Source organism: Microtetraspora malaysiensis (assembly GCF_001528665.1).
GTDB lineage: Bacteria > Actinomycetota > Actinomycetes > Streptosporangiales > Streptosporangiaceae > Microtetraspora_A > Microtetraspora_A malaysiensis.
This window is the reverse complement of record NZ_BBYJ01000007.1, coordinates 159305-185508: the sequence shown is the minus strand read 5'-3', so window position 1 is coordinate 185508 and position 26204 is coordinate 159305. Positions and strand designations below refer to the sequence as shown.

The 26204-nt window shown below is 73.1% G+C and carries 22 protein-coding genes; 14 read left to right on the top strand and 8 right to left on the bottom strand.

All coding sequences use genetic code 11. The features are described 5' to 3' along the window. Positions 1–41 precede the first annotated feature (41 nt). The 6 genes from AWQ71_RS44315 (at position 42) to AWQ71_RS08615 (ending at position 6120) form a co-directional block, all read left to right on the top strand. A complete protein-coding gene (locus AWQ71_RS44315) occupies positions 42–1568 on the top strand; it encodes a CDP-alcohol phosphatidyltransferase family protein (RefSeq protein WP_067129432.1) in 1527 nt (508 codons plus the stop codon). A 32-nt stretch (positions 1569–1600) separates the two neighbouring features. Further along, on the top strand, positions 1601–2224 hold the full coding sequence (locus AWQ71_RS44310; protein ID WP_067129430.1) for a DUF5941 domain-containing protein: 624 nt from the start codon (positions 1601–1603) through the stop codon (positions 2222–2224). 132 nt (positions 2225–2356) lie between these two features. Continuing rightward, positions 2357–3088, top strand: coding sequence for a phosphocholine cytidylyltransferase family protein (locus AWQ71_RS08630; protein ID WP_067129428.1), 732 nt, complete (start codon positions 2357–2359; stop codon positions 3086–3088). 171 nt (positions 3089–3259) lie between these two features. Beyond that, positions 3260–4300: an iron-containing alcohol dehydrogenase family protein gene (locus tag AWQ71_RS08625; protein ID WP_067129426.1), complete on the top strand. Its 1041-nt coding sequence runs from the start codon at positions 3260–3262 to the stop codon at positions 4298–4300. Further along, positions 4278–5036 carry a CDP-alcohol phosphatidyltransferase family protein gene (locus AWQ71_RS08620; RefSeq protein WP_067129424.1) on the top strand — a complete coding sequence of 253 codons (759 nt, stop codon included), beginning with the start codon at positions 4278–4280 and terminating at the stop codon, positions 5034–5036. Before AWQ71_RS08625 ends, AWQ71_RS08620 begins: the two co-directional genes overlap by 23 nt. 202 nt (positions 5037–5238) lie before the next feature. Next, complete coding sequence (locus AWQ71_RS08615; protein WP_067129422.1) at positions 5239–6120, top strand: glycosyltransferase family 2 protein; 882 nt, start codon at positions 5239–5241, stop codon at positions 6118–6120. A 33-nt stretch (positions 6121–6153) separates the two neighbouring features. Here AWQ71_RS08615 and AWQ71_RS08610 read toward each other — a convergent pair whose 3' ends face one another. Further along, positions 6154–6795 (bottom strand): response regulator transcription factor, encoded by a 642-nt coding sequence (locus AWQ71_RS08610; protein WP_067129420.1) that lies wholly within the window; start codon positions 6793–6795, stop codon positions 6154–6156. After that, positions 6783–8765, bottom strand: coding sequence for a sensor histidine kinase (locus AWQ71_RS08605; protein WP_067129418.1), 1983 nt, complete (start codon positions 8763–8765; stop codon positions 6783–6785). The genes AWQ71_RS08610 and AWQ71_RS08605 overlap by 13 nt, the downstream gene beginning before the upstream one ends. Positions 8766–8931: 166 nt before the next feature. On the opposite strand from AWQ71_RS08605, the gene AWQ71_RS08600 reads away from it, so the two are divergent. Together AWQ71_RS08600 and AWQ71_RS08595 are read left to right on the top strand one after the other, a co-directional pair. Further along, positions 8932–9282, top strand: a complete 351-nt coding sequence (locus AWQ71_RS08600; protein ID WP_067129415.1) for a hypothetical protein — start codon at positions 8932–8934, stop codon at positions 9280–9282. 19 nt (positions 9283–9301) lie between these two features. Continuing rightward, positions 9302–10003 (top strand): hypothetical protein, encoded by a 702-nt coding sequence (locus tag AWQ71_RS08595; protein WP_067129412.1) that lies wholly within the window; start codon positions 9302–9304, stop codon positions 10001–10003. Between the two features lie 39 nt (positions 10004–10042). Here AWQ71_RS08595 and AWQ71_RS08590 read toward each other — a convergent pair whose 3' ends face one another. The 3 genes from AWQ71_RS08590 to AWQ71_RS39990 form a co-directional block, all read right to left on the bottom strand. After that, positions 10043–10777: an acetoacetate decarboxylase family protein gene (locus AWQ71_RS08590; RefSeq protein WP_067129404.1), complete on the bottom strand. Its 735-nt coding sequence runs from the start codon at positions 10775–10777 to the stop codon at positions 10043–10045. A gap of 94 nt (positions 10778–10871) precedes the next feature. Further along, the gene (locus AWQ71_RS08585; RefSeq protein ID WP_157570250.1) at positions 10872–12047 is read right to left on the bottom strand and encodes a glycosyltransferase; all 1176 of its coding nucleotides are present in this window, start codon (positions 12045–12047) and stop codon (positions 10872–10874) included. Between the two features lie 60 nt (positions 12048–12107). Then, positions 12108–14015 (bottom strand): acyltransferase family protein, encoded by a 1908-nt coding sequence (locus AWQ71_RS39990; RefSeq protein ID WP_084258707.1) that lies wholly within the window; start codon positions 14013–14015, stop codon positions 12108–12110. 325 nt (positions 14016–14340) lie between these two features. Here AWQ71_RS39990 and AWQ71_RS41460 point away from each other — a divergent pair, with 325 nt between their 5' ends. After that, positions 14341–14667: a hypothetical protein gene (locus AWQ71_RS41460; protein ID WP_157570249.1), complete on the top strand. Its 327-nt coding sequence runs from the start codon at positions 14341–14343 to the stop codon at positions 14665–14667. A gap of 223 nt (positions 14668–14890) precedes the next feature. Here AWQ71_RS41460 and AWQ71_RS41455 read toward each other — a convergent pair whose 3' ends face one another. Together AWQ71_RS41455 and AWQ71_RS08565 are read right to left on the bottom strand one after the other, a co-directional pair. Further along, the gene (locus tag AWQ71_RS41455) at positions 14891–17086 is read right to left on the bottom strand and encodes an LCP family glycopolymer transferase (RefSeq protein ID WP_157570248.1); all 2196 of its coding nucleotides are present in this window, start codon (positions 17084–17086) and stop codon (positions 14891–14893) included. A 459-nt stretch (positions 17087–17545) separates the two neighbouring features. Beyond that, a complete protein-coding gene (locus AWQ71_RS08565) occupies positions 17546–18979 on the bottom strand; it encodes a hypothetical protein (protein WP_245658183.1) in 1434 nt (477 codons plus the stop codon). 290 nt (positions 18980–19269) lie between these two features. Here AWQ71_RS08565 and AWQ71_RS08560 point away from each other — a divergent pair, with 290 nt between their 5' ends. The 4 genes from AWQ71_RS08560 (at position 19270) to AWQ71_RS08545 (ending at position 24194) form a co-directional block, all read left to right on the top strand. Next, positions 19270–21435 carry a hypothetical protein gene (locus AWQ71_RS08560; protein WP_067129396.1) on the top strand — a complete coding sequence of 722 codons (2166 nt, stop codon included), beginning with the start codon at positions 19270–19272 and terminating at the stop codon, positions 21433–21435. A 49-nt stretch (positions 21436–21484) separates the two neighbouring features. Next, positions 21485–22090 carry a hypothetical protein gene (locus AWQ71_RS08555; protein ID WP_067129393.1) on the top strand — a complete coding sequence of 202 codons (606 nt, stop codon included), beginning with the start codon at positions 21485–21487 and terminating at the stop codon, positions 22088–22090. An 84-nt stretch (positions 22091–22174) separates the two neighbouring features. Then, on the top strand, positions 22175–23107 hold the full coding sequence (locus tag AWQ71_RS08550; protein ID WP_067129391.1) for a glycosyltransferase family 2 protein: 933 nt from the start codon (positions 22175–22177) through the stop codon (positions 23105–23107). 10 nt (positions 23108–23117) lie between these two features. After that, the gene (locus AWQ71_RS08545; protein WP_067129388.1) at positions 23118–24194 is read left to right on the top strand and encodes a glycosyltransferase family 4 protein; all 1077 of its coding nucleotides are present in this window, start codon (positions 23118–23120) and stop codon (positions 24192–24194) included. Here the strand turns inward: AWQ71_RS08545 and AWQ71_RS08540 are convergent. Next, a complete protein-coding gene (locus AWQ71_RS08540) occupies positions 24164–25111 on the bottom strand; it encodes a lysylphosphatidylglycerol synthase transmembrane domain-containing protein (RefSeq protein ID WP_084258704.1) in 948 nt (315 codons plus the stop codon). The genes AWQ71_RS08545 and AWQ71_RS08540 overlap by 31 nt on opposite strands. Positions 25112–25345: 234 nt before the next feature. On the opposite strand from AWQ71_RS08540, the gene AWQ71_RS08535 reads away from it, so the two are divergent. After that, a complete protein-coding gene (locus tag AWQ71_RS08535) occupies positions 25346–26191 on the top strand; it encodes a class I SAM-dependent methyltransferase (protein WP_218001708.1) in 846 nt (281 codons plus the stop codon). The last annotated feature ends 13 nt before the right edge of the window (positions 26192–26204 follow it).

The following is a 26204-nucleotide window of genomic DNA, read 5'->3' as shown; positions in this document are numbered from 1 at the left end:
CGGTGTGGACCCGGAAGTGATCACAGCGGAGTGGGAGACCCATGGGGGCAGCAGCGGCCCGGGAGACGCCCGGCACCACACCCGGCGCCTCGACCGGCGCGGTCGCCGTGGTCTTCGCGACCACACCCGCGTCCCGTCTCACGTCGGGGAGCGCCACCCTCCTCGACCGCCTCACCGCCCAACTGCGCACGCTCTCCGTCCGCGACGTCCAGGTCGTCACCCGGGCCGAGGACACCGGGGGCGGCCTCGCCGACGACCTGCGCGCCGTCGCCAAGGCGGCGCGCGCCGCGAGCGGCCCCGTGGCCGTGCTGTACGGCGACCTCGTCGCCCACACCGACGCCCTCGCCGCGGTGCTGGAGCATCCCTCACGCGGCTCGCGCGCGCTGGTCGAGCCCGGCGCCGCCGGGCCGCTCCTGCCGCCGGTGCGCACCGAACGGGGACGGATCGCGGCGGCGGGCAACTCCTTCCACCGGGTCGAGTCGCCGGACGCCACCTTCCGCGGCGTCCTGCAGGTCGGCGAGGCCCATCTCGCCGGCCTCGCCGACGTGGCCGAGGAACTCGCCGACCTCGCGCAGCACCGCGGGCTCGGCCGGGCGGGCGACAGCGAGGTGGCCGACCTGCTGCTCGCCGGCCTGGTGCGCGCCGGGGTCCCCGTGCAGGCCGCGCCGCTGGGCGGGCTGCACTGCGCGCGGGCGTCGGGCCAGACGGCGGCGGACGCGGCGGTGCGCCGCCTGGCCGAGGTGGACGAGCGCGCCGCCCGGCTGCGGGCCGCGGTCAAGTCCGACGACGGCCTGTTCACCACCTACTGCGTGAGCACCTGGTCCCCCCATCTCGTACGGCTCGCCGCGCGGCTGGGCATGACGCCCAACGCGGTCACCGGCGTCTCGGTCGGCCTGGCCGTGGTGGCGGCGATCTGGTTCACGGCGGGGGAGCGGACCGCCCAGATCGCGGGCGCGGCGGCGCTCCTGCTGTCGTTCGCGCTCGACTGCGTGGACGGCCAGCTCGCCCGCTACACCCGCGGCTTCTCGCCGCTCGGCGCCTGGCTCGACGCCACCTTCGACCGGGTGAAGGAATACCTCGTGTACGCCGGGCTGGCCATCGGCTACGCCGCGAGCGTCCCGGCGGGGCCGACCGGACCGGGCGGCATCTGGGCGCTCGCGGTCGCCGCCATGCTGCTGCAGGCGCTCCGGCACATGATCGACTTCTCGTACGCCGGAGCGCTGGCGGACGCGGCGTGGGGCAAGGAGCGCCCGCCGATCCCGCTCTCCGTCGCCTCCGACCTGTCCCGCCCGGACGACCCGCCCGCCCGCCGGCGGGCCGACGGGGGCGGCGCTCCTCTGGAAACGGTCGCGAGCCGCGTGGCCGGCCTGTCCCGGAGGCTCGACCTGGGCACGGCGACCCGGTGGGCGAAGAAAGTCGTCGTGCTGCCCATCGGCGAGCGGATGGCGCTCATCGCCGTCACCGCGGCCGTGTTCAACGCCAGGGTGACCTTCATCGCCCTGCTCGGCTGGGGCGCGGTCGCGCTCGCGTACACCCTCGCCGGTCGCGTCGGCAGGTCTCTCACATGACAACAGGTCTCGCACAGGGCGAGGGAGCGGGCATGGTCTCCGTACATATGACGCCGGTGCCGCGCAGCGCGGTCGTCGCCTACCGGGACGACGGCATGCTGTCCCGGGCGATGGGCACGATGGTCGCGGGCCAGCTCCCGCCGCTGCCGCCCGCGGTCGCGGGGGCCTTCGTGACCGGGGTGCTGCTGCTCGTCGGCATCGCGGGCACCGACGGCCTGGCCGTCTTCGCCCCCGCGGTCGCCCTGCTGCTCGCCGGTCCGGGCAGCTCCCACCGGCACGACGGACGGCTCGACTGGCTGGTCCCGCCGATCCTGCGCCTCACCGAGTACGGCTTCGTGGCCTGCGTCGGCTTCGCGCACGACGTCCCGCCGCTGCTGACCTTCGCGCTGCTCGGCGCGGTGGTGTTCCACCACTACGACACCGTCTACCGGGTGCGGCAGCACGTGTACCCGCCGCTCTGGCTGCCGCTGGCCGGCCTCGGCTGGGACGGCCGGATGCTCGCCGTCGCGGTCGGCGGCGCCCTTGGCCTGGTCACCGGGATGTTCGCGCTGCTCTGCCTCTACCTGACGGGCCTCTTCTGCTGGGAGAGCGCGACCTGCTGGCTCGCGGCGCCGCGCTCGGGTGTCGAGGCGGCCGATCTCGGCGCCGGCGACTGACCCGGCGGCCGTCGTCCGCGCCGCATGAACCACGCGGATGAACGCCGCCGGGCGTACGGATTACCCGATCAGGGCACAAAGGCAACTAATCTTTGGGGTTACTGCCAGTCGATCGACCTCTAGGAGTGCACGTTGCTGGGAATGGTGCTGGCCGCCGGAGCCGGACGCCGCCTGCGGCCGTACACCGACACGCTGCCCAAGGCGCTCGTGCCGGTCGACGGCGAGACCACGATCCTCGACATCGCCCTGCGCAACCTCGCCGCGGTCGACCTGCGCGACGTCGTCATCATCGTCGGCTACCAGGCAGGGGCCGTCCATGAGCGCAAGGCGGACCTGGAGCGGCGGTACGGCGTGAAGCTGACCCTGGTGCACAACGACAAGGCCGAGGAGTGGAACAACGCCTACTCCCTGTGGTGCGCCCGCGACTACTTCGCGCAGGGCGCGCTGCTGGTCAACGGCGACACCGTGCACCCGGTCTCGGTCGAGGAGACCCTGCTGTCGGCGGAGGCCACCAGCGACATCCTCCTCGCGGTCGACGACGTGAAGGTCCTGGCCGACGAGGAGATGAAGGTCACCCTCGACGGTGGCAGCCTCAAGCGCATCACCAAGCTGATGGACCCGGCCGAGGCGTACGGCGAGTACATCGGCGCCACGCTGATCCGTCCCGGCGCGGCCGAGCGGCTGGCCGACGCGCTGCGCGCCACCTTCGAGCGCGACCCGCAGCTCTACTACGAGGACGGTTACCAGGAGATGGTCGGCCGGGGCGAGAAGATCTCGGTCGCTCCGATCGGCAAGGTCGACTGGGTCGAGGTGGACAACCACGACGACCTGGCCAAGGCGCGCGAGATCGCGTGCCGCTACTAGGCCGCGGCCCGGCGCGCGCCAGGTCACTCCCCCGCTCCTTCATGTCGCGGGGGACGTGGACCCGCCGCCTCGCGACGCACCCCCCTGGACATCGCTCCGCCGGGCAGATCCCGCCCGGCGGCGCGTTAGCTCTCGTCGCCTAAGGAGATCCTCTTGCCGATTCTGGCCAGGATGCTCCCCGCCCCTCTGATCATGGAGGTACGGCGGGGCGCGATCGCCCAACTCGGTGCGCTGCTGTCCGACAGCCGGGTCGCCACCTCCGGCCGCGTCGCCGTCGCGGTCGGAGTGAGTCAGGGCGACAAGATCGCGGAGGTGATCGCACCGACCCTGGGAGAGGCCCAGGTCTTCCGGGTGGCCGACGGGTCGGTGGACGCCGCCGTCTCCCTCGGCGCCGACCTGCGGAAGGGGGCGTACGAGGCGGTCATCGGCATCGGCGGCGGCAAGACCATCGACGCGACCAAGTACGCCGCGTCCCTCGCCGGCATCCCGATGGTCGCGGTCGCCACCAACCTCTCGCACGACGGCATCTGCTCGCCCGTCGCCTCCCTGGTCCACGACGGGGGCAAGCCCTCGTTCGGCGTGCCGATGCCGCTGGCGATCATGGTGGACCTCGACTTCGTCCACGGCGCGCCGTCGGCCCTGGTCCGCGCCGGGGTGGGCGACGTCCTGAGCAACCTGTCCGCCATCGAGGACTGGCAGCTCGGCAACGCCGAGCGCGGCGAGCCCATCGACGGTGTCGCGGTCTCCATGGCCCGCACGGCCGCCGAGGCGGTGGTGGGCCGCTCCGACTCGATCGAGTCCGACGGATTCCTCACCGTCCTCGCCGAGTCGTTGGTCCTCAGCGGGATGGCGATGGTCGTCGCCGGGTCGAGCCGTCCTTCGAGTGGCGGCGACCATGAGATCCTTCATGCCGTGGATCAGCTCTTTCCCGGAACGTCCAACCACGGCGAAATCGCCGGAGTGGGCGCGGCGTTCTGTTTCTTCCTGAGAGAGGACAGCCGGCGCCTCGATCAGATCACTGACTGCCTGAGACAGCACGCGCTGCCTGTCACGCCCGGCGACCTCGGCCTGACGGTCGACCAGTTCACCGACGCGGTGATGCTCGCGCCGTCGACCAGGCCCGGCAGATACACCATCCTCGAGCACCTCCGGCTGTCGGAGACCGAGGTCAAGACGAGGGTGGAGGGCTATGTCCGCGCCGTCGGTCGCTGAGCTGCGCGCGGTCGCGCAGCCGCAGACCACCATGGACCGTCGCAGCGGCGAGCACTGGGCCGGCCTGCTGTACATGCGGAAACTGTCCATCTACGCGACCTGGGTGCTGGCCAAGACCCCGATCTCGCCGAACCAGGTCACCGGCCTGATGATCGCGTGCGGTGTGCTCGCGGGCGTCGTGCTCGCGATCCCCGGGTTCTGGGCCGCCGTCGCCGCCGCGCTGTTGATCCAGGTCTACCTGCTGCTCGACTGCTCGGACGGGGAACTCGCCCGGTGGACCGGCCGTACCTCGATCGCCGGGGTCTACCTCGACCGGGTGGGCCACTACCTCGCCGAGGCGGCGCTGCTCATCGGTCTGGGCTTCCGTGCGTCGCAGGTGCTGCCCGACTGGTACACCGTGCTCGGCGTCGCGGCCGCGCTCGGCGCGATCCTGATCAAGGCGGAGACCGACCTGGTCGACGTCGCCCGGGCGCGCTCCGGCCTGACCGCCGCCACAGAGGCGTCCGCCGGGCACTTCCAGTCGCGCGGGCTCGGCGCGGCGCGGAAGGTGGCCGCGGCGCTGCGCTTCCACCGCGTCATCCAGGCGGTCGAGCTGTCCCTGATCGTGGTGGTGGCGGCGCTGCTCGACTTCTGGTTCCCGGCCACGCGGATCCTCACCGTCGCCTGCGCGGTGATCGCGGGCCTCCAGCTCGTGCTGCATCTCGTCAGCATCCTGGCGTCGCGGCGGCTCTCGTGACACCGGACTTCTCGACGTTTACGGAAGGGGGATCGGGGAACCGGGAGGCCGCCTGCCGCGTCCGAGTGTTTGGTGGGGCGTCGGTCACAGTTCCGATACCCTTGATGCGCAGTAAACCAGACAGGTTCGGGATGGTTCGGCCGTACAGACTCGGTGATCATGAAATCGTGTGCTCGCTGCCACGCGTCGAGGCGATGACGCGGTGAAGATTTCGTGCGTCATCCTCACCATGGGGAACAGGGTCGCCGAGCTGAACCGGGCGGTCGAGTCCGCCCTCACGCAGACCGACGGCGACGTCGAAGTGGTGATCGTCGGAAACGGCGCGGACGTGCCGGAGATCGCGGCCCGGCCGCGGCCCGGCTCCGGGGCGACGATCAAGACCGTGCGGATCGGCCACAACGCGGGCATCCCCATGGGCCGCAACCGCGGCGTCCAGGAGTGCTCGGGTGACGTCGTGCTGTTCCTCGACGACGACGGATGGTACGCCGACGGCAAGCTGGTCGCGCACGTCCGCGAGCGCTTCGCCTCCGAGCCCGACCTCGCGGTGATCTCCTTCCGCGTGATGGACCCCGACGGCGGCTCGGTGCAGCGGCGGCACGTCCCCCGGCTCCGCGCCGGCGACCCCGAGCGCTCCTCGCCGGTGACCACGTTCCTCGGCGGCGCCTGCGCGATCAGGCGCTCGGCCTACCTCCAGGTCGGCGGGCTGCCGGAGCGCTTCTTCTACGCCCACGAGGAGACCGACCTGGCCTGGCGGCTGCTGGGCGAGGGCTACCGGATCGAGTACGACGCGCAGACCGTCATGTACCACCCGCTGGTGCTCCCGAGCCGGCACGCCGACTTCTACCGGCTGAACGCCCGCAACCGGGTGTGGCTGGCACGCAGGAACCTGCCCTGGTCGCTGGCCGTGCTGTACCTGGGCAACTGGATCGTCCTCACCCTGCTGCGGGAGCGGTCGGGAGCGGCGCTCAAAGCATGGTTCCAGGGCTTCCGCGAGGGGTTGCGCGAGCCCGCCGGCGAGCGCCGGCCGATGGCCTGGCGCACGGCGTGGCGGATGCTCCGCCTCGGCCGCCCGCCGATCGTCTGAGCGCACTGGACGCGATCGCCTGAACCCGGCTCCTCACGGCCGGTTGAGATAGACGAGGACCGCGAGCACACGGCGATGGTCCTCGTCGGATCCGGACAGGCCGAGCTTGGTGAGGATCGAGCTGACGTGGGTCTCGACCGTACGGTCGGTGAGCCAGAGCCGCCGGGCGATCCCGACGTTCGTGCGACCCTCGGCCATCAGGGCCAGCACCTCGCGCTCCCGGGCGGTCAGCGAGCGCAGGGGGTCGCTCGCCCGGTGCGCGCCGATGAGGCGGGAGACGACCTCGGGATCGAGGGCGGAGCCGCCGGCCGCCACCCGCCGGAGCGCGTCGAGGAAGTCGTCGACGTCGAGGACCCGGTCCTTGAGCAGGTAGCCGAACCGCCCGCCGGACACCAGCTCGACCGAGTGCCGGGACTCCACGTGCTGCGAGAGCAGGACGATCCCCAGCTCCGGATGGGCGGCGCGGATCCGCCGCGCCGCCCGTGCGCCGTCGTCGGTGAGATCGGGCGGCATCCGGATGTCGATGATCGCCAGGTCCGGGGCCGTGGCGTCGACGGCGGCGACCAGGCCAGGGGCGTCCTGGGCCTTGGCCACGACGTCGTACCCCGCGTCCGCGAGCAGACGGGCCAGCCCCTCGCGGAACAGCGCCGAGTCCTCACCGATCACCACGCGCATGGCAGCACCGCCTCCACCCGGGTTCCGCCGCCGGCCGGGCTGGACAGCCGGAGCGTCCCCCCGGCCGCCGTGACACGGTCGGTCAGTCCCGCCAGCCCCGCGCCGGGGCGGATCACGGCCCCGCCCGGGCCGTCGTCGCTGATCCGTACGGTCACCCGGTCGCCCGCGCGGCTGACCTGGACGCCGATCGCGGCGGGCGCGGCGTGCTTGACCGCGTTCGTCATGGCCTCGCTCGCGACGTAGTACGCCGTCGTGGCGACGTCGTCGGGCAGGTCGCCGTCGGCGACGTCGAGCGTCACGGGCACCGGCGCCGTCCCGGCGAGCAGGGAGAGCGCGGCGCCGAGCCCGTCGTCCAGGCTGCTCGGGCGCAGGCCGTGCGCGATCTGCCGCAGCTCGCGCACGGCCGCGGCCAGCTCGGCGACCCACCGGTCCAGCAGGCCGTCGACGTCCACCGTGCCGTCGGAGAGGTGGCGCTGGGCGAGCCGCATCGCCATGCCGAGGGAGACCAGGCGCTGCTGGGCGCCGTCGTGCAGGTCGCGTTCGAGCCGCCGCCGCTCCTCGTAGCCCGCGCGCAGCAGCCGGGCGCGGCCGGCCTCGGCCTCGTCGAGCGCCCGGCTGACCTCGATGCGCAGCCGTACCACCTCGACGAGCAGGGCGCTCGCGGACGCCACCTCGCGCAGCAGCTCCCGGCTGCCGGTCGCGCCGCGGACGATCGCGCCGATGTCGTGCCCGCCGAGCCGTACCGGGGCCACGTGGGCCGGGCCGGGGAGCAGCGGGTCGCCGGACGCGTCCACCAGGCCGGTCTCGCCGGGCAGCCGGTAGCCGACCCGCAGCTCCGGGTCGCGCAGCGCGCCGCGCAGCGTCTCCTCCAGATGCTCGGGCTGCGCCTGGCCGGCGTGCGTACGGGCGCGCAGGTCCTCGACGGCGGCGAGGGCGGCCTGGCGCGCCGGGTAGAAGCGCCGGTCCACCCAGCGCCGGAGCCGTACGCGCAGCGGGGCCAGCGCGGCCGCGCACACCGCCGTCGCCGCCGCGGCCGCCACCGGCGAGGCCCGGCCCGCGCCGAGGCCCACCACGAACGAGGCAGTGGTCGAGAAGGCCAGCAGGATCACGGTCACCAGGCCGTACGTGACGGCGGCGCTGATCGCGCGGTCGACGTCGTAGAGGTCGTGCCGCAGCACCGCGATCGCGGTCGCCGCGGGGACCGACAGGGCGGTCGCCGCCAGGCCGATCAGGGCCAGGTCGGCGCCGCCGGTGAAGAGGTACCCGGCCCAGCACAGCAGCAGCGTCAGCGGCAGGACGGAGGCGCCGAGCGCGAGCCATTTGAGCTGCGCCCGCCGCACCGCGTCGGTCGCCCGCCGGTAGCGCAGCACCATCGCGGCCGCGGACGCGACCAGCAGCCCGAGGAAGACCGGCAGCAGCGCGATCCCGACGGCGTTCAGGAGCGACAGGTACGGCTCCGCCACCCGCAGGAGGTGCCGCGTGTGCCGGAAGGGCGGCGGGTACGGATCGGGGTTGAACGCCGCGATCACCGTGAACAGCGTCGCGACGGCGAGCAGCCCGGCGGCGGTCCAGCGGCGGCGCGGCCCGGTCAGACGGCCGTCGGGGAAGACGAGCATGAGCAGCGCGGCCGGGACGTACAGGAACATCCAGTCGCTGGTGGACACGGCCGCGTACAGCTCGGTGAGCGGCAGGCCCGGCCGCCGGGCAACCGCCAGCGAGTACAGCTCGCCGACCCCGATCCGCATCGCGGTCGCGCCGACGAGCACGAGCAGCAGGCCGACCGCGCTGTCCGGCCGCCGCACCGCGACCACCACGCCGAGCACGACGGAGGGCAGCGTGAACGCCGCGCCGATCAGGAACGCGGCGACGGCGTCCCCACTGTCGGCGATCCCGGCCAGCACCGCCCCGGCGCCCGCGAGCCCGCACACGCCGACCGCGGCGGCGTACGCGAGGGCGCGGAGAGACGGCACGTGCCAACGGTAGGCCCGGCGGACGGGGCTCGTGAATACGTGGCAGCACGGAGATCGGAACCCGGGCCGGCACGTGGCGAGGTCCCGGGGCGGCACTGATCCGCGCGCCGGCGCGACGCGCGGACACTGCGGCCATGGAGAGATCCGTTCACTCAAGGAGGGCCGCGTGAACCGCTCCCGAACTCTCGTCGCCGGGCTGATCCTGTCCGGTCTGCTCGGTCTCGTCGACGTCGTGACGATGCCGTTCGGCGACGGCGAGCACCCGCCGTTCGCGGTGGCCGTCGTGGGCGCCGTCCTCGGGCTGCTCACGCTGGCCGGGGTCGTGCTCGCCTGGCGCGGCGGCCGGGCCGGCGCGGCGCTCGTGATCGTCACCAGGCTCCTGTCCGGGCTCAGCGCCGTGCCCGCGTTCTTCGCCGACGGCGTGCCGGGGCCCGCACGCGGCCTCGCCGCGCTCGGCGTCGTCCTGACCCTCGCCGGCGTCGCGTTGGTCGCCCCGGCGCTGCGCGCCCGCGCCTGATCACGTCTCAAGGAGAATCATGGAAACGTCCCTGCCCCCGTCCGAGCAGACCTCCGGCACGTCGCCGGCGGCGGACCCGCCGCGGCCCGGCATCGCGCCCGTCCTGGCCATGTTCATCGCGCCGTGGGCGCTGGCCGTCTCCAACGGCGCGTACGCGTGGGCCACCCGCGCCGGGGGAGGCGACAGCACCGGCGCGGAGGCGCTCGCCCTGGCGGAGGCCCACCCCGGCCTGATCCGTCTCAGCACCGTGGCCGCGCTGCTGGGGTGCCTGCTCATGGTCCCGGCGGTCGTCGGCGCCCGGCGGCTCCTCGTGGGCCGGGGCCGGAAACTCGGCTCGGTCGGCGCGCTGCTCATGGGCGCCGGGTACATCTGCTACTTCGGGATCGCCTTCGCCGGGAACGTCACGCTCGCCATGGTCGAGCATCCGGGGAACGCCGCGGATTACGCGGCCGTCATCGACGGCTCGCAGAGCGACCCGTCCACTCTGTGGGTGTTCCTTCTCTTCGTGCTCGGCAACCTGGTCGGGACGCTGCTGCTCGGGGTGGCCTTCCTCCGCGGCCGCGTGGTCCCGGTCTGGGCCGGAGCCGCGGTGATCGCCTGGCCCGTGCTGCACGTGGCCGGGCTCGTCGTCGGCAGCGAATGGTTCGAGGTCGCGGGCGCGTGCCTGGAGGGAGTCGGCCTGGCCGTCGCCGGTACGCGCGTTCTGGCCGCCCGCCGATGACGCCGCGGCGGGCCGTGCACCGAACGGCGGCGCGGCCGGTCACACGGCGACGGCGTCCTCGAAGGACATCGTCACGTGATCGGCGGTCGCCGTCATCAGAGCCCTGCCCGGCAGGCCGAGCTCGCTCAGCTCCTTGGCGATCGGGTGGTTTCCCAGCCTGATCAGCGCGCCGCCGGGCCGCGCCCGCACCCCGCTCGCGCGTGCCCTCCAGGGGATCCGCCGGGTGACCCCGTCCAGGTGGGAGTAGGCGTCCACCCCGGCCAGCCCGCCCGGCGGGAGCGGGAGGCCGGGGCGGATCAGCAGGTCGAGCACCAGCCGCCCGTCCCTGCGCAGCACGCACCGCTTGTACGGCGTGGCCAGCCGCAGGTCGATGTCGGCCCGCTCCTTCGGAAAGCCCCAGATGCGGCGGCCCGCCTCCAGCGTGAACCCCTGGTCGACCGGCAGCCAGTGGACGAAGGCGCCGGAGCCGGCCGCGCGGACGTCCTTCAGCCCCGCCAGCGGCCCCCGTCCCGGCGGGCGGCCCGAGCCGGGAGGCCGGATCAGGAACGCCATGCCGAACTCGTGGTAGGCGTCCAGATCGCCGTCGCGGTACCGCACGAACACCAGCGTGCAGGCGGCCTTGCCGGGCAGCACCTCGGTCACGTCCAGCCCGGAGTACGCGATCACGGCACGGGCGGCGTCGGCTCGCACGAGGTAGGTGGCCGCGCCCACCGACGCGTCCCTGATCCGTACCGGCATGTCGATCCGGCGTCCCTGGATGAGATGGCTGCTCACGTATTCAAGTAGAACAAGCCCGGGGGCCCGGACGGTAGCCGTTCGTGCGCTCGGGCCTCATCGGCCGTCCCGTACGGCCGGCCCGGGCTTCCGGTCAGGCGGTGAGGGCGTGCCCGCTGGGGCGGGCGGCGGCGGGGTGCGGAGCCCGCGCCCAGCGTTCGAGCTGGGCCACGAACTCGGGGGCGCGTACCGGCCAGTGGAACCGGCGCAGCGCCTCCGCGTGTCCCCGGGCGCCCATCGCGGCGCGCGTCCCGGGATCGTCCCGGAGGGTGAGGACGGCCCGCACGGCCGCCTCCACGGTGTTCCCGGGATCGCGGCCCGCGGCGCCCTCGGCCGGGAGGCCGGGGCCCACGCCCGGGAACGGGACCAGGAGGCCGCAGCCGGTCCCGGTGACCAGCGAGGCCGCGCCCGGCAGGGGCGTGGTGATCACAGGGAGGCCGCGCGCCATGTACTCGATGACCCGCGCCGGCATGGCGTCGCGGAAGCCGGGCACGTCGTGCGTCAGGGACAGCCCCGCCAGCGCTCCCTCGGCCATCCGCAGCGCGTGCGCGTTCGGCACGTGCCCGAACCAGTCGAGCAGGCCCTCTCGCTGGGCGTCCCGCAGCAGCGGCCGCACGCCGGCGTCGGCCTGCCCGATCACGTCGAGCCGGATCCCGTACGGCCGCAGGCGGCGGGCCAGCTCGATCATCTCGGCGGCGCCGCGGGCCCGCGAGACGCGACCGAGGTAGACGATCCGGTCGTCACCGGTGGCGGGCACGACGGCGGGGACGTCGGTGTGGTCGGGCACCACCGGGTGGCCGCCAGGGAAGCGGGCGCGCAGCGACTCGTCGGCGAGGATGAGGTGCAGGCGGCGCTCCGCCCGCCGCTCCAGCGCGCCGATCAGCCGGGGCAGCACCGGGCGCATCGGCCCGGGCAGGTACGCCTCGCCCTCCAGCACCCCGCGCGTGTCCTCGTGGACGTCCCAGACGGTCACCGGCCTGCGGCGGGGCAGCGCGAGCAGGAGGTCGACGTCGTGGACCAGGAGCAGGTCGGCGTCCCGGCAGCCCTTCGCCAGCGCGGCCCGCGCCGCCCGGAGCGCTTTGAGGCGCCGCGGGCCGACGGCCCGGGGGACGTCGATGGCGCGGATCTCCGGCGGCGGCGTCACGTTGCAGTGGGTGAACGGGGCGACGTAGGTGACCTGGTGCCCCGCGTCGAGCAGGGCCCGGATCTGGCGGTGCGCGATCCGGGCGTCCTCGGGGTGGTGGACGATCGTGCCGACACATACCCTCATGTGTCGACTCTGGGGTCTCATCCCGTCGCGCCCGGATGTGGCGCGTTAATCCATGCGGAACTACCGCTGAACTTCCGGCTGTGGCTCCACCGGTTTCCTGGGTTTGCGGTAGAGCCAGGCGAGGCGCGGCTCCAGCATCCACTTGAACAGGGTCCGGGTGATCGGCAGGCACAGGATGGTCGCCAGCACGAAGCTGCCGGTCAGGACGGTCAGCACGCCGAGGGGCCCGTTCAGCCACGAGACCTTCAGCCAGCCCATCTCCTTGCCGATCATCACCGGAACGCCGTGCAGCAGGTACGCGTAGAGCGTGCGCGTGCCGAGTTCGGAGAACCACATCTGGCGCCGTGGCACGAGGGCCATGACGCTGAAGCAGATCACGGTGACGCCCGCCAGGAACACCAGACGGAAGCCCATGCCGTACCACCACGTCATGTGCAGGTCGTGGTAGCTGGCGTTGAAGTACCAGAGGCTCAACTTGAGGCGCGGCGCGAGGACGTACACCGCGACCGCCCAGACCAGCAGGGTGACGCCGGCGACGATCTTGACCCAGGCACGCTGGAGCAGGTCGAAGTGCTCGGGCTTGAGCACCAGGCCCATCGCGAAGAAGGGCAGCAGGCCGAACACGCGGTCGATGCTGAAATCACCGCTGAGCTGGGACAGTCCGGAGACCAGGCAGACGACCGACGCGGTGAGCACCGGATATCTCATCCGTTTCCACACGGGCGTGGACAATCGCCAGAACAACAGGGCGATGAGATACCAGTTGAGCCAGTACGGATCGAGGATCGAGACGCTCCACTTGTGCCCGAAGGCGACGCGGAGGGCGGCGTAGCCGAACTGGACGATCACGTATGGCACGAGGAACGTGTCGACGAGCTTGTTCGTCTTCGCGTTCGAGTTCCAGAAGTTCTTCGACAGATAGCCACTGATCATCACGAACAGCGGCATGTGGAACGAGAACATGAAGATGTACAGCGCGCGGTTGGCGTCCGTGCCGACCGTCGGGCGGATCGCGTGCGAGGTCACCACGAGCGCGATCAGCAGGAACTTGACGTTGTCCAGGTACGGGTCGCGTCGCTTGGGGCGCGGAGCGGGCTCCTCTTCGAGCTCCTGCTCCTCCCACCCGGCCGGCGGCCGCGTCTCGCCGAACCCGGTCGCCGACCCGGGCCCGTACGGCGACGCCTGCTGGGGCGCCTGGGCCCACGCGGGCAGCGGGAGCGGCTCCGGAGCGGGCTCCGGGGCAGCGGGCGCGGGCGGCGCGGCGGCCGGAGGCTGCTCGGTGCCCGGTACGGCGAGGCCCTGCGGCACCTCGTGCCCGGCCCGGCGCCACGGGTCCCACGGGTCCGCGGGCAGCTCGGGCCACTGCTGGGCGGGGGGAGCCGCCGGCTCCGCGGGGACGGCCGGCATCGACTGCGTCGGCGCCTGTCCGTAGATGGCCGAGCCGCGGCGCTGACGCTGCGGCAGACGCTCGGTCGTGGGCGCGGGCGGCTCCTGGGCGACGGGCTCCTGCTCGGGCGCCGCGAAGGGGTCCGGAATCGGGGCGTCCGCGGGCGCGGCCAGATCCGGGGTGGGCGCGGGGTACGGACCCTGGGCGGATCTGCCGAACCGGCTCTTCTCGGGCGGGGCGCCGCCGAACAGGCTCTGCTCGGGCGCGGCGGCCGGTCCGGCCGCGGGAGGTGTTCCGCCGTCCGCCGCGCGGTCGGTGGAGAAGTAGTCGAAGCCCTGGGAGGCCGGCTCGGGCGCTCCCGTCGCCTGCGCGGCGTCGGCCCTGGGCGAGCGCGGGCGGCGCTTGGGCAGGGGCCGGTGCTCGGCGCCAAGATCGGCGCCAAGATCGGCGGAGGTCTCGGGGGCCGGGGCCGTGGCAGGGCTTTCGGCCGCGGAGCCCTGAGACGCCGGCTTGGGCTCGGAGAACGAGCCGGCGGCCGAGGGCGCGGGCGGCGCCTCGAAGGAGGGGGACGGAGCGGACACTTCGGGCCGGACCGGCGCATCAGATCTCGGTGCATCGGATCCGGACACTCCGGATCGTGCGGCGGGTGCCGACGCTCCGGATCCCGGGGCGGGCGTTCCCGCGAAGCCGTTTCCGGACGCGGACGGTCGGGTTCGGCCTCCGGAGGCTGAGCCTCCCGAGAGGCCGGCTTCCGGGGCGGGGGCCGCCGAGGCGCCCGTACCGGAGGCCGGGGAGCCTAAGCGCTCCGCGCCGGTCGCGAAGCCGGACGGAGCCGCGGCACCCGGCTCAGGAGCGCCGGGGTGGGACGGCCTGCTGCCGGAAGGCGCCGCGGCCGGGCCCGCCGGATTGCCGGACCTGGCCGAGCCGGAAGCGCCCGTCGGGCCAGCGGCCTGCGGCGAGCCCGCCGACCCGGCCGGAGCCGCGGGCGCGGAGCCGAAGGACGCGAAGTGCCCGGTGGACGGCGGCTCCTGGGAGGCGCCGAAGTGGCCCCCCGGAGGCGTGGCCGCCCAGGGCTGCCGTGCGGGCGGCTCGGGCGCCGGGGCGCCCCCGGGCGTGCCGTCGCCGGGAGCGGCGGGCTGCGGCGGCCACTCGCCGGTGATGCGGCCGATCACTCCGGTGGGCGCGTCCTCGGAGGGATCGTGCGGTTCGCCCGGGTTCGCTCCCGGTACGTGAGGGGATGGGCGAGTGTCAGTCACGGGAGAAAACTCTCAAGGTTCGCCGAGCGGGGGCCGGTGGCTCATTCGAGACGGAGCCTGCGTCCAAGACGCTAGCGCGGACGTCCCGTGCGGTCAGGCGAACGTGGAAGCACGGAATGCGTCCGCTTCGCCCAACCTTAACGCAAGTCTCGTGGATCACTCCTGTAACGGACATCAATAATCGCTGTGAGGGACTGTCCTCAGCCCTTGCAGATGTCGGTCTCGGAGGTCACGGCGTCGTCGCCCACCTGCAGCGGGATCTTGACGCCCTTCCAGTCCGCGCCGACCACGAGCTGGATGATCGGGCCGGCGACCCGTCCGGGCTTGGCCGGCGTCTTTTCGGACGTGAAGGGGTTCACCGGGCCGGTCGCCAGCTTTCCGGTCTCGGGCTTGACCTCGCCCTGCAGCTTGCCGCTGAGGATCTTGGACTGATCCCAGCCCTGACCCGTGTAGCGGATCATCGTCGTCGGCTGGTCGGTGCCGTCCGCCTTGCGGGCGTCACCCACGCCGACCACGCGGAAGCCCTCGGCGGCCAGCGCCTCGGCCACCTCCTTGGCCTTGCCGCCCGTGTTGGTGCCGTTGAACACCTGGACCTTGACCTGCTCGGGCTTGGTCACCTTCGGCGCGGCGGGCGTGGTGCCACCGGAGGCGGTGGCGGCCGGGCTCGGGGAGGCGGTGACCTCCACGTCGCCCCGGATGCCGGCGAACAGATTGTTCGCCTCCGGCTGCTTCCACTGGACCCGGTTCCTGTCCAGGGTGTACGGCTCCCAGGGCACCTTGGTGCCCTTGAACCCCTTGGCGCTGAGCTTGGAGGCGCTCATCGCGATCTGGATGAGCGCGTCGCCGTTGAGCTTGTTGTCCATCGTGACGGATTCGGCCGTGGCGGCGATGAACTTCTGCAGCTTGCCGAGGTCGGTGAGCAGCCCGCTGTTGGTCGCCTTCTTCACCACCTGGGAGATGAAGACCTGCTGGCGTTCGATCCGGCTGATGTCGCCGCCGTCGCCGAGGGCATAGCGAGCCCGTACGTAGGCGAGGGCGGTCTCGCCCTTGACGATGTGCTTGCCCTTGCTCAGGACCAGCTTGGCCTTCTTGTCGTTGACGTCCTTCGGCAGGCAGATCTCGATGCCGCCCAGGGCGTTCACGATGTTCTTGAAGCCGGTGAAGTCGACCTTCACGTAGTGGTCGATGGGGATGTCGGTGAGCGTCTCGATGGTCCGGCGGGTGCAGATCATGCCGCCGGTGGAGAACGCCGAGTTGATCATGGCGAGGTGCGGTGCGATGACGGCCTTGGTCTTGATGTCGCGGCACTCGGGGATCAGGACCATGGAGTCGCGGGGGAAGCTGATCAATGTCGCGCCGTCCCGGTTGGGGGCGATGTGCAGCAGCATGATCGTGTCGGTGCGCTCGCCGCCGTCCTGCATGTGCTGGCCGTACTTCTTGTTGTCGCCGGCCCGGGTGTCGGACCCGACCAGCAGGACGTTGAGCGCACCGGTCTGGTTGACCGGGCGCTTCTTGTCCAGGTCGTCCTCGCCCTGCTCCGTCCCGAGGAGGTCGAAGGTGTCCCGGTAGACCTTGTACGCGGTGAGCGTGCCCGTGACCAGGACGGTGGCCATCGCGATGCTGGTCCAGCCCAGCAGGCCGAGGCCGCGCTTGGCGCCGCCCGAGTCGCGGCGGCGCGAGTCCGGACCGCCCGGACCGCCGCCGGGGGGACCGCCGGGACGGCCGCCGCCCCGCCCCCGGCGTGATCCCCGCCGGGGGGCGTCGTCGTCGTGCGCGTCGTCCGCGCCCATCTCGTGGTGCTCGTCGCGCCGGCCGCCGCGCTTGGCGCGACCCCGGCCGCCGTCCGGCTCGCCCTCGGCGCCTTCGTCGGTGGCGTCGTCCTCGTCGCCGGACTTGCGGCGCCCCCAGAGCTTGCGGCGCGGCTCGTCGTCGGGCTCGTCCCAGGGGTCGACGTTGGAACGCCGTCCCCAGCGCCGCTTCGGCGGGTCCTCGAGGTAGTCGTCGTCGGGCTCGCGCTCACCCCACGGGCCGAGCTCGGGCTCGTCGTACTCGCCCTGCCGGAACCCCTGGTCCTGATAACCGGGTTCCTGGTACCCCTGATCGCGATATCCGGGGGCGCCGTATCCCTGGTCCTGGTGCTCATCGGTCCTGCCGCCACCCCTGCGACGGCCGCGCGGCGCGTTGTGGGCGTCCTGGGCGTAGGCGTCGCGAGGGGAGTCCTGGTACTCCTCCTGCCGGGAGGGGCGGCCGTCGCGTCCGCGCGGGCCGCCGGGCTGGTCCCGCCGGTCGGGGCGGCCCTGCCGATCCCCCTGGCCGTAGTGCGGTCCCGTGTCCTCGCGTGCCCAGACCCGCTGGTCGTTCCCCGGCGTACCCGGAGGCTGGCGGCGGTCGCTCATGCGCTCCTCCTCGATGCGAGGCGCGCCGGATGTGTGGGCGAACAGTTGGTCCGACTACTGCTTCGCACGCACACGTGTTCCTCCTCGCTTTACGGCCATTTGACCGAGAGCATGACAACTCTTCGCCGAAGGCTAGGGCACGCACGTGTGAACGAACGGGGAGATCGCTGATTTAGGACGTGACCTGTCTTTTGCTTCGACTTGGGTGATCCCGCGCGAAGCATACTCAAACATAGATATTTCGGGGTATGTCAAATACTTGACGAATGCCGGACTCTCAGGAATCTTCCAGGTCAGCACGGAGATCGCCCGACGGTGCAGCCGGAGCCCGTTCCGAGCTGCGGTCCACAGCGGTCGGCCGACGCCGGACCATGGGGCGGTCGCGCGGCTCCGTAGGGCGCCGGTCAGGGCAGGGCCGGTCAGGGCCGGGCAGGGCGGGTCGGCTTCGTACGGCTCCGGTCAGCGCCGGGAGCGCGGGCGCAGGGCGAGCGCGGCGGCGAGGAACGCCAGCGGGGTCGCCGGAAGGACGTACCGGTAGTCGAACTCGGCCGTGGCGGCGGGGATGAGCAACAGCGACACCGCGACCGCCCACGGCACCGCCCAGGCCAGCCGCCACCCGTCACCCGTACGGGACGCCGCCCCGCGGGAGGCGGCCAGCCGACGGGCCCACCGTGCGGCGGCCGCCAGCGGCGGGAAGAGGAGGACGGGCAGCAGCAGCAGGCCCGGCAGGAACACCACGCTCTGGTAGGCCCGCATCACCCCGGCGAACGGCTCGACGACCTGGGTGGAGATCGGACCCCGCTGGTAGAGCTCGGCGAACCGGGTGCCGACGACCGCGGGATGGCGTCCGGGCGGGGCGGGAGTCTTCGAGGGGAACTCGTAGTATCCGTAGACCTCGGGGTCGGGATAGACCGGGCGGCCCCACACGAACGTCCGGGCGAACTCGTCCACCGTGGTGGACAGGTAGTCGAGCGGCTGGCTGCGGATGGCCAGCCACGCGAACCGGCCGGCCAGCGCGTCGGTCTCGCTGAGGAACGTGATGCCGGGCAGCCGGACCAGCGGCGAGTCCGGGTCCCAGACGTAGTCCTGCGACGGCGGCCTGCGGGCCGGGGGCCGGTCGTCGCACAGGACGGCCAGGTCGGCCGGGGGCCGCATGACCCGGCAGTCCGCGAAGGACATGGTCCGCGCGTACAGGAAGGCGCCGTTCGACCCGACCAGCCCCACCCGGTGATGGGCCGCCCAGAACCAGCCCGCGTAGGCGGCGACGGGGACCAGCGCCGCGGCGAGGAACGCCCCGACGACCCGCCAGGGAAGCCCGCGCCGTGACCCTTGGGCCGCGCCCGCCTGGCCGGCCGCGTCGTCCGCGGCGGCCTTCCCGGCGGCGCGCGAGCCGTACCAGAGCAGGAGGACCGCGAAGGCGGCGATCAGCGGGAGGCCCACCGTCCTCGTCAGTGTCGCCGCGGCCAGGAGCAGGCCGGTGGCGACGGCCGTCCGCCAGGTCAGGGGGCGCAGCGCCACGAAGACCGCGGCCACGAGCAGGAACGTGAACAGCGCGTCGGAGACCAGCAGGTGCTCAAGCTGCACCTGGTACGCGTCGAGCAGGACGGGCGCGGACGCGAGCGCGCCGGCCCAGAGCGGCCTGCGGCGGCGGATCACCGCCAGATAGATCATCGCGCCGGTCAGCAGGCCGAGCACGTGCTGGGTGAGCACCACGAACCCGAAGTCGTGCAGGGGCTCCAGCAGCCGCAGGAACATCGAGTAGCCCGCCGGGCGGACCAGGTCGGGCTTCGGCCGCATCGCCGTCACGACGTAGCTGTAGGAGTCCGGGAACCACAGCGTGGGCCGGTACCCGAGCATGGTCACGACCCGGAGGGCGGCGCCGAGTCCGAGCACCCCCAGGAACCATCTGTGGCGGCGAGCCCAAGGCGCGATGCGCCGCAACCACGACACCTGACTCCCCGTCCCCCCGGCGTTCCCCGTCCCCCGCGTCCTTCCCGGCGTACGCTACCCCGCCGCGGTGACAGTTCGAGCGCCGCGAGAGTCCGGGTTCGGTCGGGGGCAGGGCTCGGTCGGGGGCAGGGCGCGTGGGCCGATCATCCGCGGCGGGCCGTTACGCTCGGCTCATCCCGACAAATCGGTTCGGCCGGCTCCGGCCGCGAACGACATGGCCGTCGGCGGGCCGGGTGCTCGCCGTCGGCTCCGCCGTGCCCGCGCTCGCGCTCGCCGGATGGCTGCTCGCGGGCCTGCCGTTGCTGCTGCTCGGCTGGTTCCGGCCGCTGCCCATGGCGCTGCTCGGCGGCGGCGCGGCCCTCCTCCTGTGCGTGCTCGGCCTGCGCCGCCTCCCGGAGAGCGTGCCCGCCCTCGGACGGCACACCGCCGCCGTGGCGGGCATCGCCGTCGCGTCCGGACTGTTCAACGGGTTCCTGCGTTCCGAGCAGATCTTCGTGCGGCGCGACCCCGCGACGTACGCGCAGTACGCGATCTGGCTGGCCCGGCACGGGTCGCTGCCCATCCCGTACGGCCAGGCCGACTTCGGCGGCCTCGACCCCGCGCTGCGCTTCGACAGCGTGGGGTTCTACGACTTCCACGGCGCGATCGTGCCCCAGTTCATGCCGGGGCCGCCCATGCTGGACGCGATCGGCTACTGGCTCGGCGGGGTGCCCGGACTCCTGCTGGTCCCGCCGGTGCTGGGCGCGCTGGCGGTGCTCGTCGTCGCCGGGACCACCGCCCGTCTGGCCGGAGCCCGCTGGGCGCCGCTCGCGGCCCTGGTCTTCGCGGTCAGCCTGCCCATTCTCTACACGTCGCGGACGACGTTCAGCGAGATCCCCTCCCTGATCCTGCTGTTCGGCGGCATGACGCTGCTGCTCGACGCCCGCCACCGGCTCCGGGCGGGGGACGGCGCCCGCACCGCCGCGGCGCTGGCCGGGCTGGTCTTCGGCCTCGCCCTGCTCGTACGGATCGACGGCCTGCGTGACGTGCTCCCCGTCCTGGCGTACGCGGGGGTGCTGATCGCGCTGCGCCGCATCTCCTGGCCGCCCGCGCCGGCGGGCGCGGAGACGGCGCGGCGGTTCCCGGACGGGCGGCTGGGCGTGCCGCTCCTCGCGGGGCTCGGGGTGGGCGGATTCTGCGGCTTCGCCGCCTGCTACCTGCTGGCCCGGCCCTATCTGAACTACCTCGCGGGGTCGCTGCTGCCGCTGCTCGCGATCTGCGCCGTCGTCGTCGTGGTCACCGCCGCGGGCGCGGCCCTCGCGCCGAGGATCGCCGTCCGGCTCGCCGCCCGCCGGGCCCGCCCCGGACGTACCGATCATCCGGAACGGCCCGGCCGGCCGGAGCGGGGCGATCAGCCGGGACGGTCCGGGCTCTCCCGCCTGCCGCGGCTGCCGGAGTTGTTCCGGGTGTCGGCGTTGCCGGGATGGGCCACCGCGCTGGTCGTGCTCGTTATGGCGGGCCTCGCCGTACGGCCCTGGGTGCAGATCGTGCGGCGCGTGGCGGTGACATGGGAGGACAAGCTCAACGCCGACTTCATCGAGAAGACCCAGATGGCCAACCGTCTCCCGGTGGACGGCACCCGGCTCTACTACGAGGACTCCCTTTACTGGGTCATCTGGTACGTCGGGCTTCCAGTGGTCGTGCTGGCCACGCTCGCCGCCGCGGTCCTCGCGCGGCGCCTCGCCAGGGGGAGGGGCCTGGAGTGGCTGCTCCCGCTCGCGATCGTCGGCTGGACGACAGTGACGACCCTGTGGCGTCCCGCGATCACACCGGACCACCCGTTCGCGGCGCGGCGGCTGGTGCCGGTCGTGATCCCCGGGCTGATCCTGCTCGCGGTCTGGGGGCTGCGCTGGGGGCGCGACCGCCTCCACCGCGCGGGACGCGGCACCCGCCTCGCCATGGTCGCCGGAGTGCTCCTGTTCGTGGTTCCCCCCGCCGTCACCTCGATCGGGACCGCGTTCTCGCCCGTCGAGCGGGGCGAGGCGGACGGCGTCGCCCGCATGTGCGCGGCGATCCCGCGCGACGCGTCCGTGCTGATCATCGAGCGGGTCACCGGGGACAGGTTCACTCAGGTGATTCGCGGGCAGTGCGGTGTCCCCACCGCGCGGGTCAAGAACCTCGAGGGGGCGAGCGTCGCCCTGGCACTCGACGTGCGCAGGGTGATCGGGAAGGTGCGGGCCACCGGCCGCCGGCCCGTGCTGCTCGCCGCCGAGCAGGCCCAGCTCACGCGGTACGGCACGGCCACCCAGGTGCTGGGGCTACGGACGAGCCAGGACGAGCGCTCCCTCGTCGGCCCGCCGGACGCCGTCTGGAGTCTCGGCTCCGACGTCTGGATGACCGTCCCCCAGGAGCAGCGTTAGTCCGCCGTGCGGTCGGACCAACGATCCCTACGACCGCGGTCGGTGGCCGTTGCCGCCGCCCGGCGGCCCCTGGCCCGAAACCGGCACCTTCCTCCTCCATCTCTGCCAGGACGACAGCGCCGAGGTCTGGGAGTGGTGTGCGGGTGGCGGTGCCGTCACCGACGAGGAGAAGTGGGTCATCGAGCGGACCCTCGCATCGCTCCCCGAAGTCACGTCGTACGGCCGGAAGAGCCCGGAGGGGATGCTGGCGATCGCGCGGCAGGATTACCGGGTCGGTGACATCCTCACCGCGGACGTGATGCACGAGGGCTACGGCGGCACTCTCGGCCAAGGGGACTGGCGCGCCCTGCTCCGCACGTTGGGGGATCTGCCCGGCGTCGGTGCCCCCATCGCGTACCGCGACGACTTCTGGTGGGGGAAGGCGGATGTCTCGGTGATCGAGAAGGTCTACGCGGAGGACCCGGCGCACGCGGCGAAGGCGCGTGGCCATATCGCATGGCTGAGGCCGTTCGGGGACGGTCCACTCGATGACCTCCCCGAGAGCTTCTACGTCAAGATCGCCGACCCCGGCACGGCGGCGCGGATCGAGAAGGCCGTCGCGGGCATGTCCGGCGTGGCCAGGGTGAGGGAAGTGGCGCCGGTCGCCGCGCCGTGAGGCCGCGGCCGTGCGGGTGTGGAATGCGGGCGAGATCCTCATGTGGGGCAGGGAGGTGGCCGCGGCAGAGTACCCTTTGCCGACGTGAGCACGCCCGATACCTCTGGAAGCGCCGTGATCCCCGCCGACACCCCATACGTGACGATCGTCCTGCCCTGCTACAACGAGCAGGACCACGTGATCGACGAGGTCGAGCGCATCTGCGCCGCCATGGACTCCAGCGGCTACACATACGAGCTGCTCGCCGTCGACGACTGCTCGACCGACGAGACGCTGGCCCGGCTCCGGGAGGCCGCGCCGCGGTTCCCGCACATGCGGATCAAGGCGTTCCACCGCAACGGCGGATCCGGCACGGTGCGCCGGATCGGCTCCCAGGAGGCGCGCGGCGAGATCGTCGTGTGGACCGACGCCGACATGACGTACCCCAACGAGCGCATCCCCGAGCTGGTCAGCATCCTGGACAAGGACCCGACCGTCGACCAGGTCGTCGGCGCGCGGACCACCGAGGAGGGCTCGCACAAGTTTCTGCGGGTGCCGGCCAAGTGGTTCATCCGCAAGGTCGCCGAGCGGCTGGCCGGGCAGAAGATCCCCGACCTGAACTCCGGCCTGCGGGCGTTCCGCAAGTCGGTCGCCAGGCCGTACCTGCGGCTGCTGCCGCCCGGGTTCTCCTGCGTCACGACGATCACGCTGGCGTTCCTGTCGAACCAGCACGACGTGTACTACCTGCCCATCGAGTACGCCAAGCGGGCCGGCAAGTCGAAGTTCGGCTTCGTCTCGGACGCCTACCGGTACATCCTCCAGGTGCTCCGGATGATCATGTACTTCAACCCGCTCAAGGTCCTCATGCCCCCCGCGATCTGGCTGGTCGGCATCGGGTTCGTCAAGGGCCTGTTCGACGTGGTCACGCACAGGACGATCTACCTGACCAGCAACACGGTCGTGACCTTCCTGTCGGGATTGCTGATCGGGTCGCTGGCGCTGCTCGCCGACCTGATCGTCCGCTCCCGGGCCGAGTGACGGCGGCACGATGAGGATCGCGATCGTCGGTCCGACCTACCCCTACAAGGGAGGCGGCGCCCAGCACACCACCGAGCTGGCCCACCGGCTGCGGGCGCGCGGCCACGACGTGGTGATCGAGTCCTGGCGGGCGCAGTACCCCTCCTTCCTCTATCCCGGGCAACAGACGATCGACACGCCGGAGGGCGAGCCGTACCCCGGGACGCGCCGCGAGCTGGACTGGCGGCGGCCCGACGGCTGGCTCCGCTGCGGGCGGCGCCTGCGGAACGCCGACCTCGTGATCCTGGCCGTGCTCAGCCCCGTCCAGGTGCCCGCCTACCTCGGCATCCTGTACGGCCTGCGCCGCCGGACGCGCGTGGTGGCGCTGTGCCACAACGTGCTGCCGCACGAGAGCAAGCCCTATGACCGGCCGCTGATGAAGGCGCTGCTCGCGCGGGTGGACGCGGTCCTGGCCCATTCGGAGCAGCAGGCGGAGCTGGCCCGCGGGCTCACCGGGGTTCCGGTCGCGGTGTCCGCGCTCGCGCCGCACCTGCCCGCGTCCGGGGGAGCCGCCGCCCGGGGCGGTGAGCCGCTCCGTGAGCTGCTGTTCTTCGGGATCGTCCGGCCGTACAAGGGGCTCGACCTGCTGTTGCGTGCGCTGGCCCGGGTCCCGGACGTGCGCCTCACGGTGGCGGGCGAGTTCTGGGGCGGCCTGGAGGAGACCGGGGCGCTCATCGGCGAGCTGGGGTTGGACGCGCGGGTCGAGCTGCGGCCGGGATACGTCCCGGCGGAGGACGTGCCGGGGCTGTTCGCGCGGGCCGACGCGCTTGTGCTGCCCTACCGCTCGGCCACGGCCAGCCAGAACGTGTGGCTCGGCCACGAGCACGGCGTCCCCGTCATCGCGACGCGGGTCGGCGCGCTGCCCGACAACGTGACCGACGACGTGGACGGCCTGCTCGTCGAGCCGGGCTCCGCCGACGCGCTGGCCGAGGCGATCACGCGCTTCTACCGGCCCGGTACGGCTCGACGACTGGCCGAGGGGGTCAAGGCCGTCGATCCCGAGCCCTTCTGGAACACCTACCTCGACACGTTGCTCGGGCCCTCCTGACCCGAGGGGGGTGCCGGGCGCGGGGCGACGCGGGCGAGCAGGAAGCCGATCCCGGCGACCGCGGCGTCCCCCAGCGTGAAGGCCACCCGCGACACGACCGCGACCACCAGCGCCCTCGGCGTGTCGAGGACGGGTGCCAAGGCCACGACCATGGCGCCTTCGCGGACGCCGATGCCCGCCGGGACCACGACCGTGAGGATGCCGGTCGCCCAGGCCAGCGCGTACGCGCCGGCGGCGACGGCGTAGAGCGAGAGCCCGCCGGGACGCATGCCGGCGACGAGGAACCACAGGTGGGCGCCGTAGCAGAGCCAGCCGGCCATGGTCCAGCCGGCCGCCCTGGCCATGTCGGCTCCGCTCAGCACCCGGTCGAGCGGCTCCTTGCGGGCGATCCTGAGGGCGAGGTTGAGGCCCCAGGTCATCACGCGGGGGTGCAGGCCGGCGAGGATGAGCGGGATCAGTGCGAGCAACTGCCACGCCTGGCCGGCCATCTGGCGGGAGAGCGTCACCGCTACCAGCGTGAGCGCGCAGCCGAGCGAGGTGACCAGGGCGAGCGCCGTGGCGCTGAACGTGCGCCGGGGAGGCGCCCCGTGGTCGCGGGCCAGCTCCATCATCGCGGCGAACGCCCATACCGAGCCGGGGATGTACTTGCCGAGCTGCCCGACGTAGAGAACGCGGGCGGCCACGGGGAACGGCAGGCGCGAGCCGAGGCCGCCCAGGACGGTCCTCCAGGCGAGCAGCATGAAGGCGAAGCCGGCCAGCACGGCGGCGCCGCAGCCGGCCAGCGACCACCACGAGAGGCGGGCGAGGGCGGCCGAGGTCTCCGTCCAGTTCCTGGCCAGGCCGTATGCCAGGAACCCCAGCGCGATCAGGGCCAGCAGGCCCCTGAGCAGCGGGCTCGATCGCAGGCGGCGCAGCATCCGCCAAGAGTACGGCCCGAAGCTACCGTTTGGTAGGGGTGAGTTTTCCACAGGGCGGGCCGAGGAGGCCCGGGCGCGCCGGTACTGTTGGGCGGCGTGGGAAGCGACGGGTGCGCGCCGCGGGAGGCGCGAGAGCGGTGAGCGGGCCGATGAGCGGCGGCGGGCCCTGCGGGGCCCGGCGGATCGGGGCGAGCGGATCGGGTCGCGCGGCGGCCGGGGAGTGGTGAGCGACAGGTGAGCAGGCAACGGGCCGCCCAGCTTGAGTACTCCGAATTCCAGTCCGCGATGCTGGACGAGGAGAAGCGCCGCCGCAAGGCAGCGAAGATCATCGCGGTGCTCGGGCACTTCCTGGGCGCACAGGACCCCGCCCGCCCGCTGGCCGGGCTGACCGTCGCCGACATCGGCTGCTCCGCCGGGTTCATCGCCGACGAGCTGGCGGGCGCCGGAGCGAGCCGCACCTTCGGGGTGGACATCGACGTCCCCGGGCTGCGCAAGGCCGCGGATCGCTTCGGCGAGCGCGTCGAGTTCGTGTGCGCCGACGGCGGGGCGCTGCCGTTCCCGGACGGCTCGATCGACGTGCTGGTGTTCAACCACATCTACGAGCACGTGGTGGACCCCGACGCCGTGATCAAGGACATGCACCGGGTGCTGTCCGACGACGGCGTGCTCTACCTCGGTCTCGGCAACCGGCTCGGCGTCATGGAGCCGCACTACAAGCTGCCGTTCCTGTCCTATCTGCCGCCCGCCGCCGCCGACCGCTACGTGCGGGCGTTCGGCCGGGCGGACAGCTACTACGAGCGTTTCCGCACCCGCGGCGGCCTGCGCCGCATGCTCAGGGACTTCCACGTGTGGGACTACACGTTCCCGGTGCTGGCCTCGCCTGAGCGGTTCGCCGGTGGCGAGCTGTTCCCCGGAGCGGTCGGGCGGGCCGCCAAGGGCACCCTGGAGCGCGCGCCGCGCACGGCGTTGCAGGCGTTGCTCCCGATCGTGCCGACATACCTGTGGGTCGCGACCCGGAGGCCGCGCCGTCCGCGCGGGCCCGCGCTCCCGCAACCGCCCGAGCCGGTACGCACGCCGTGACCCGCACGCGAGA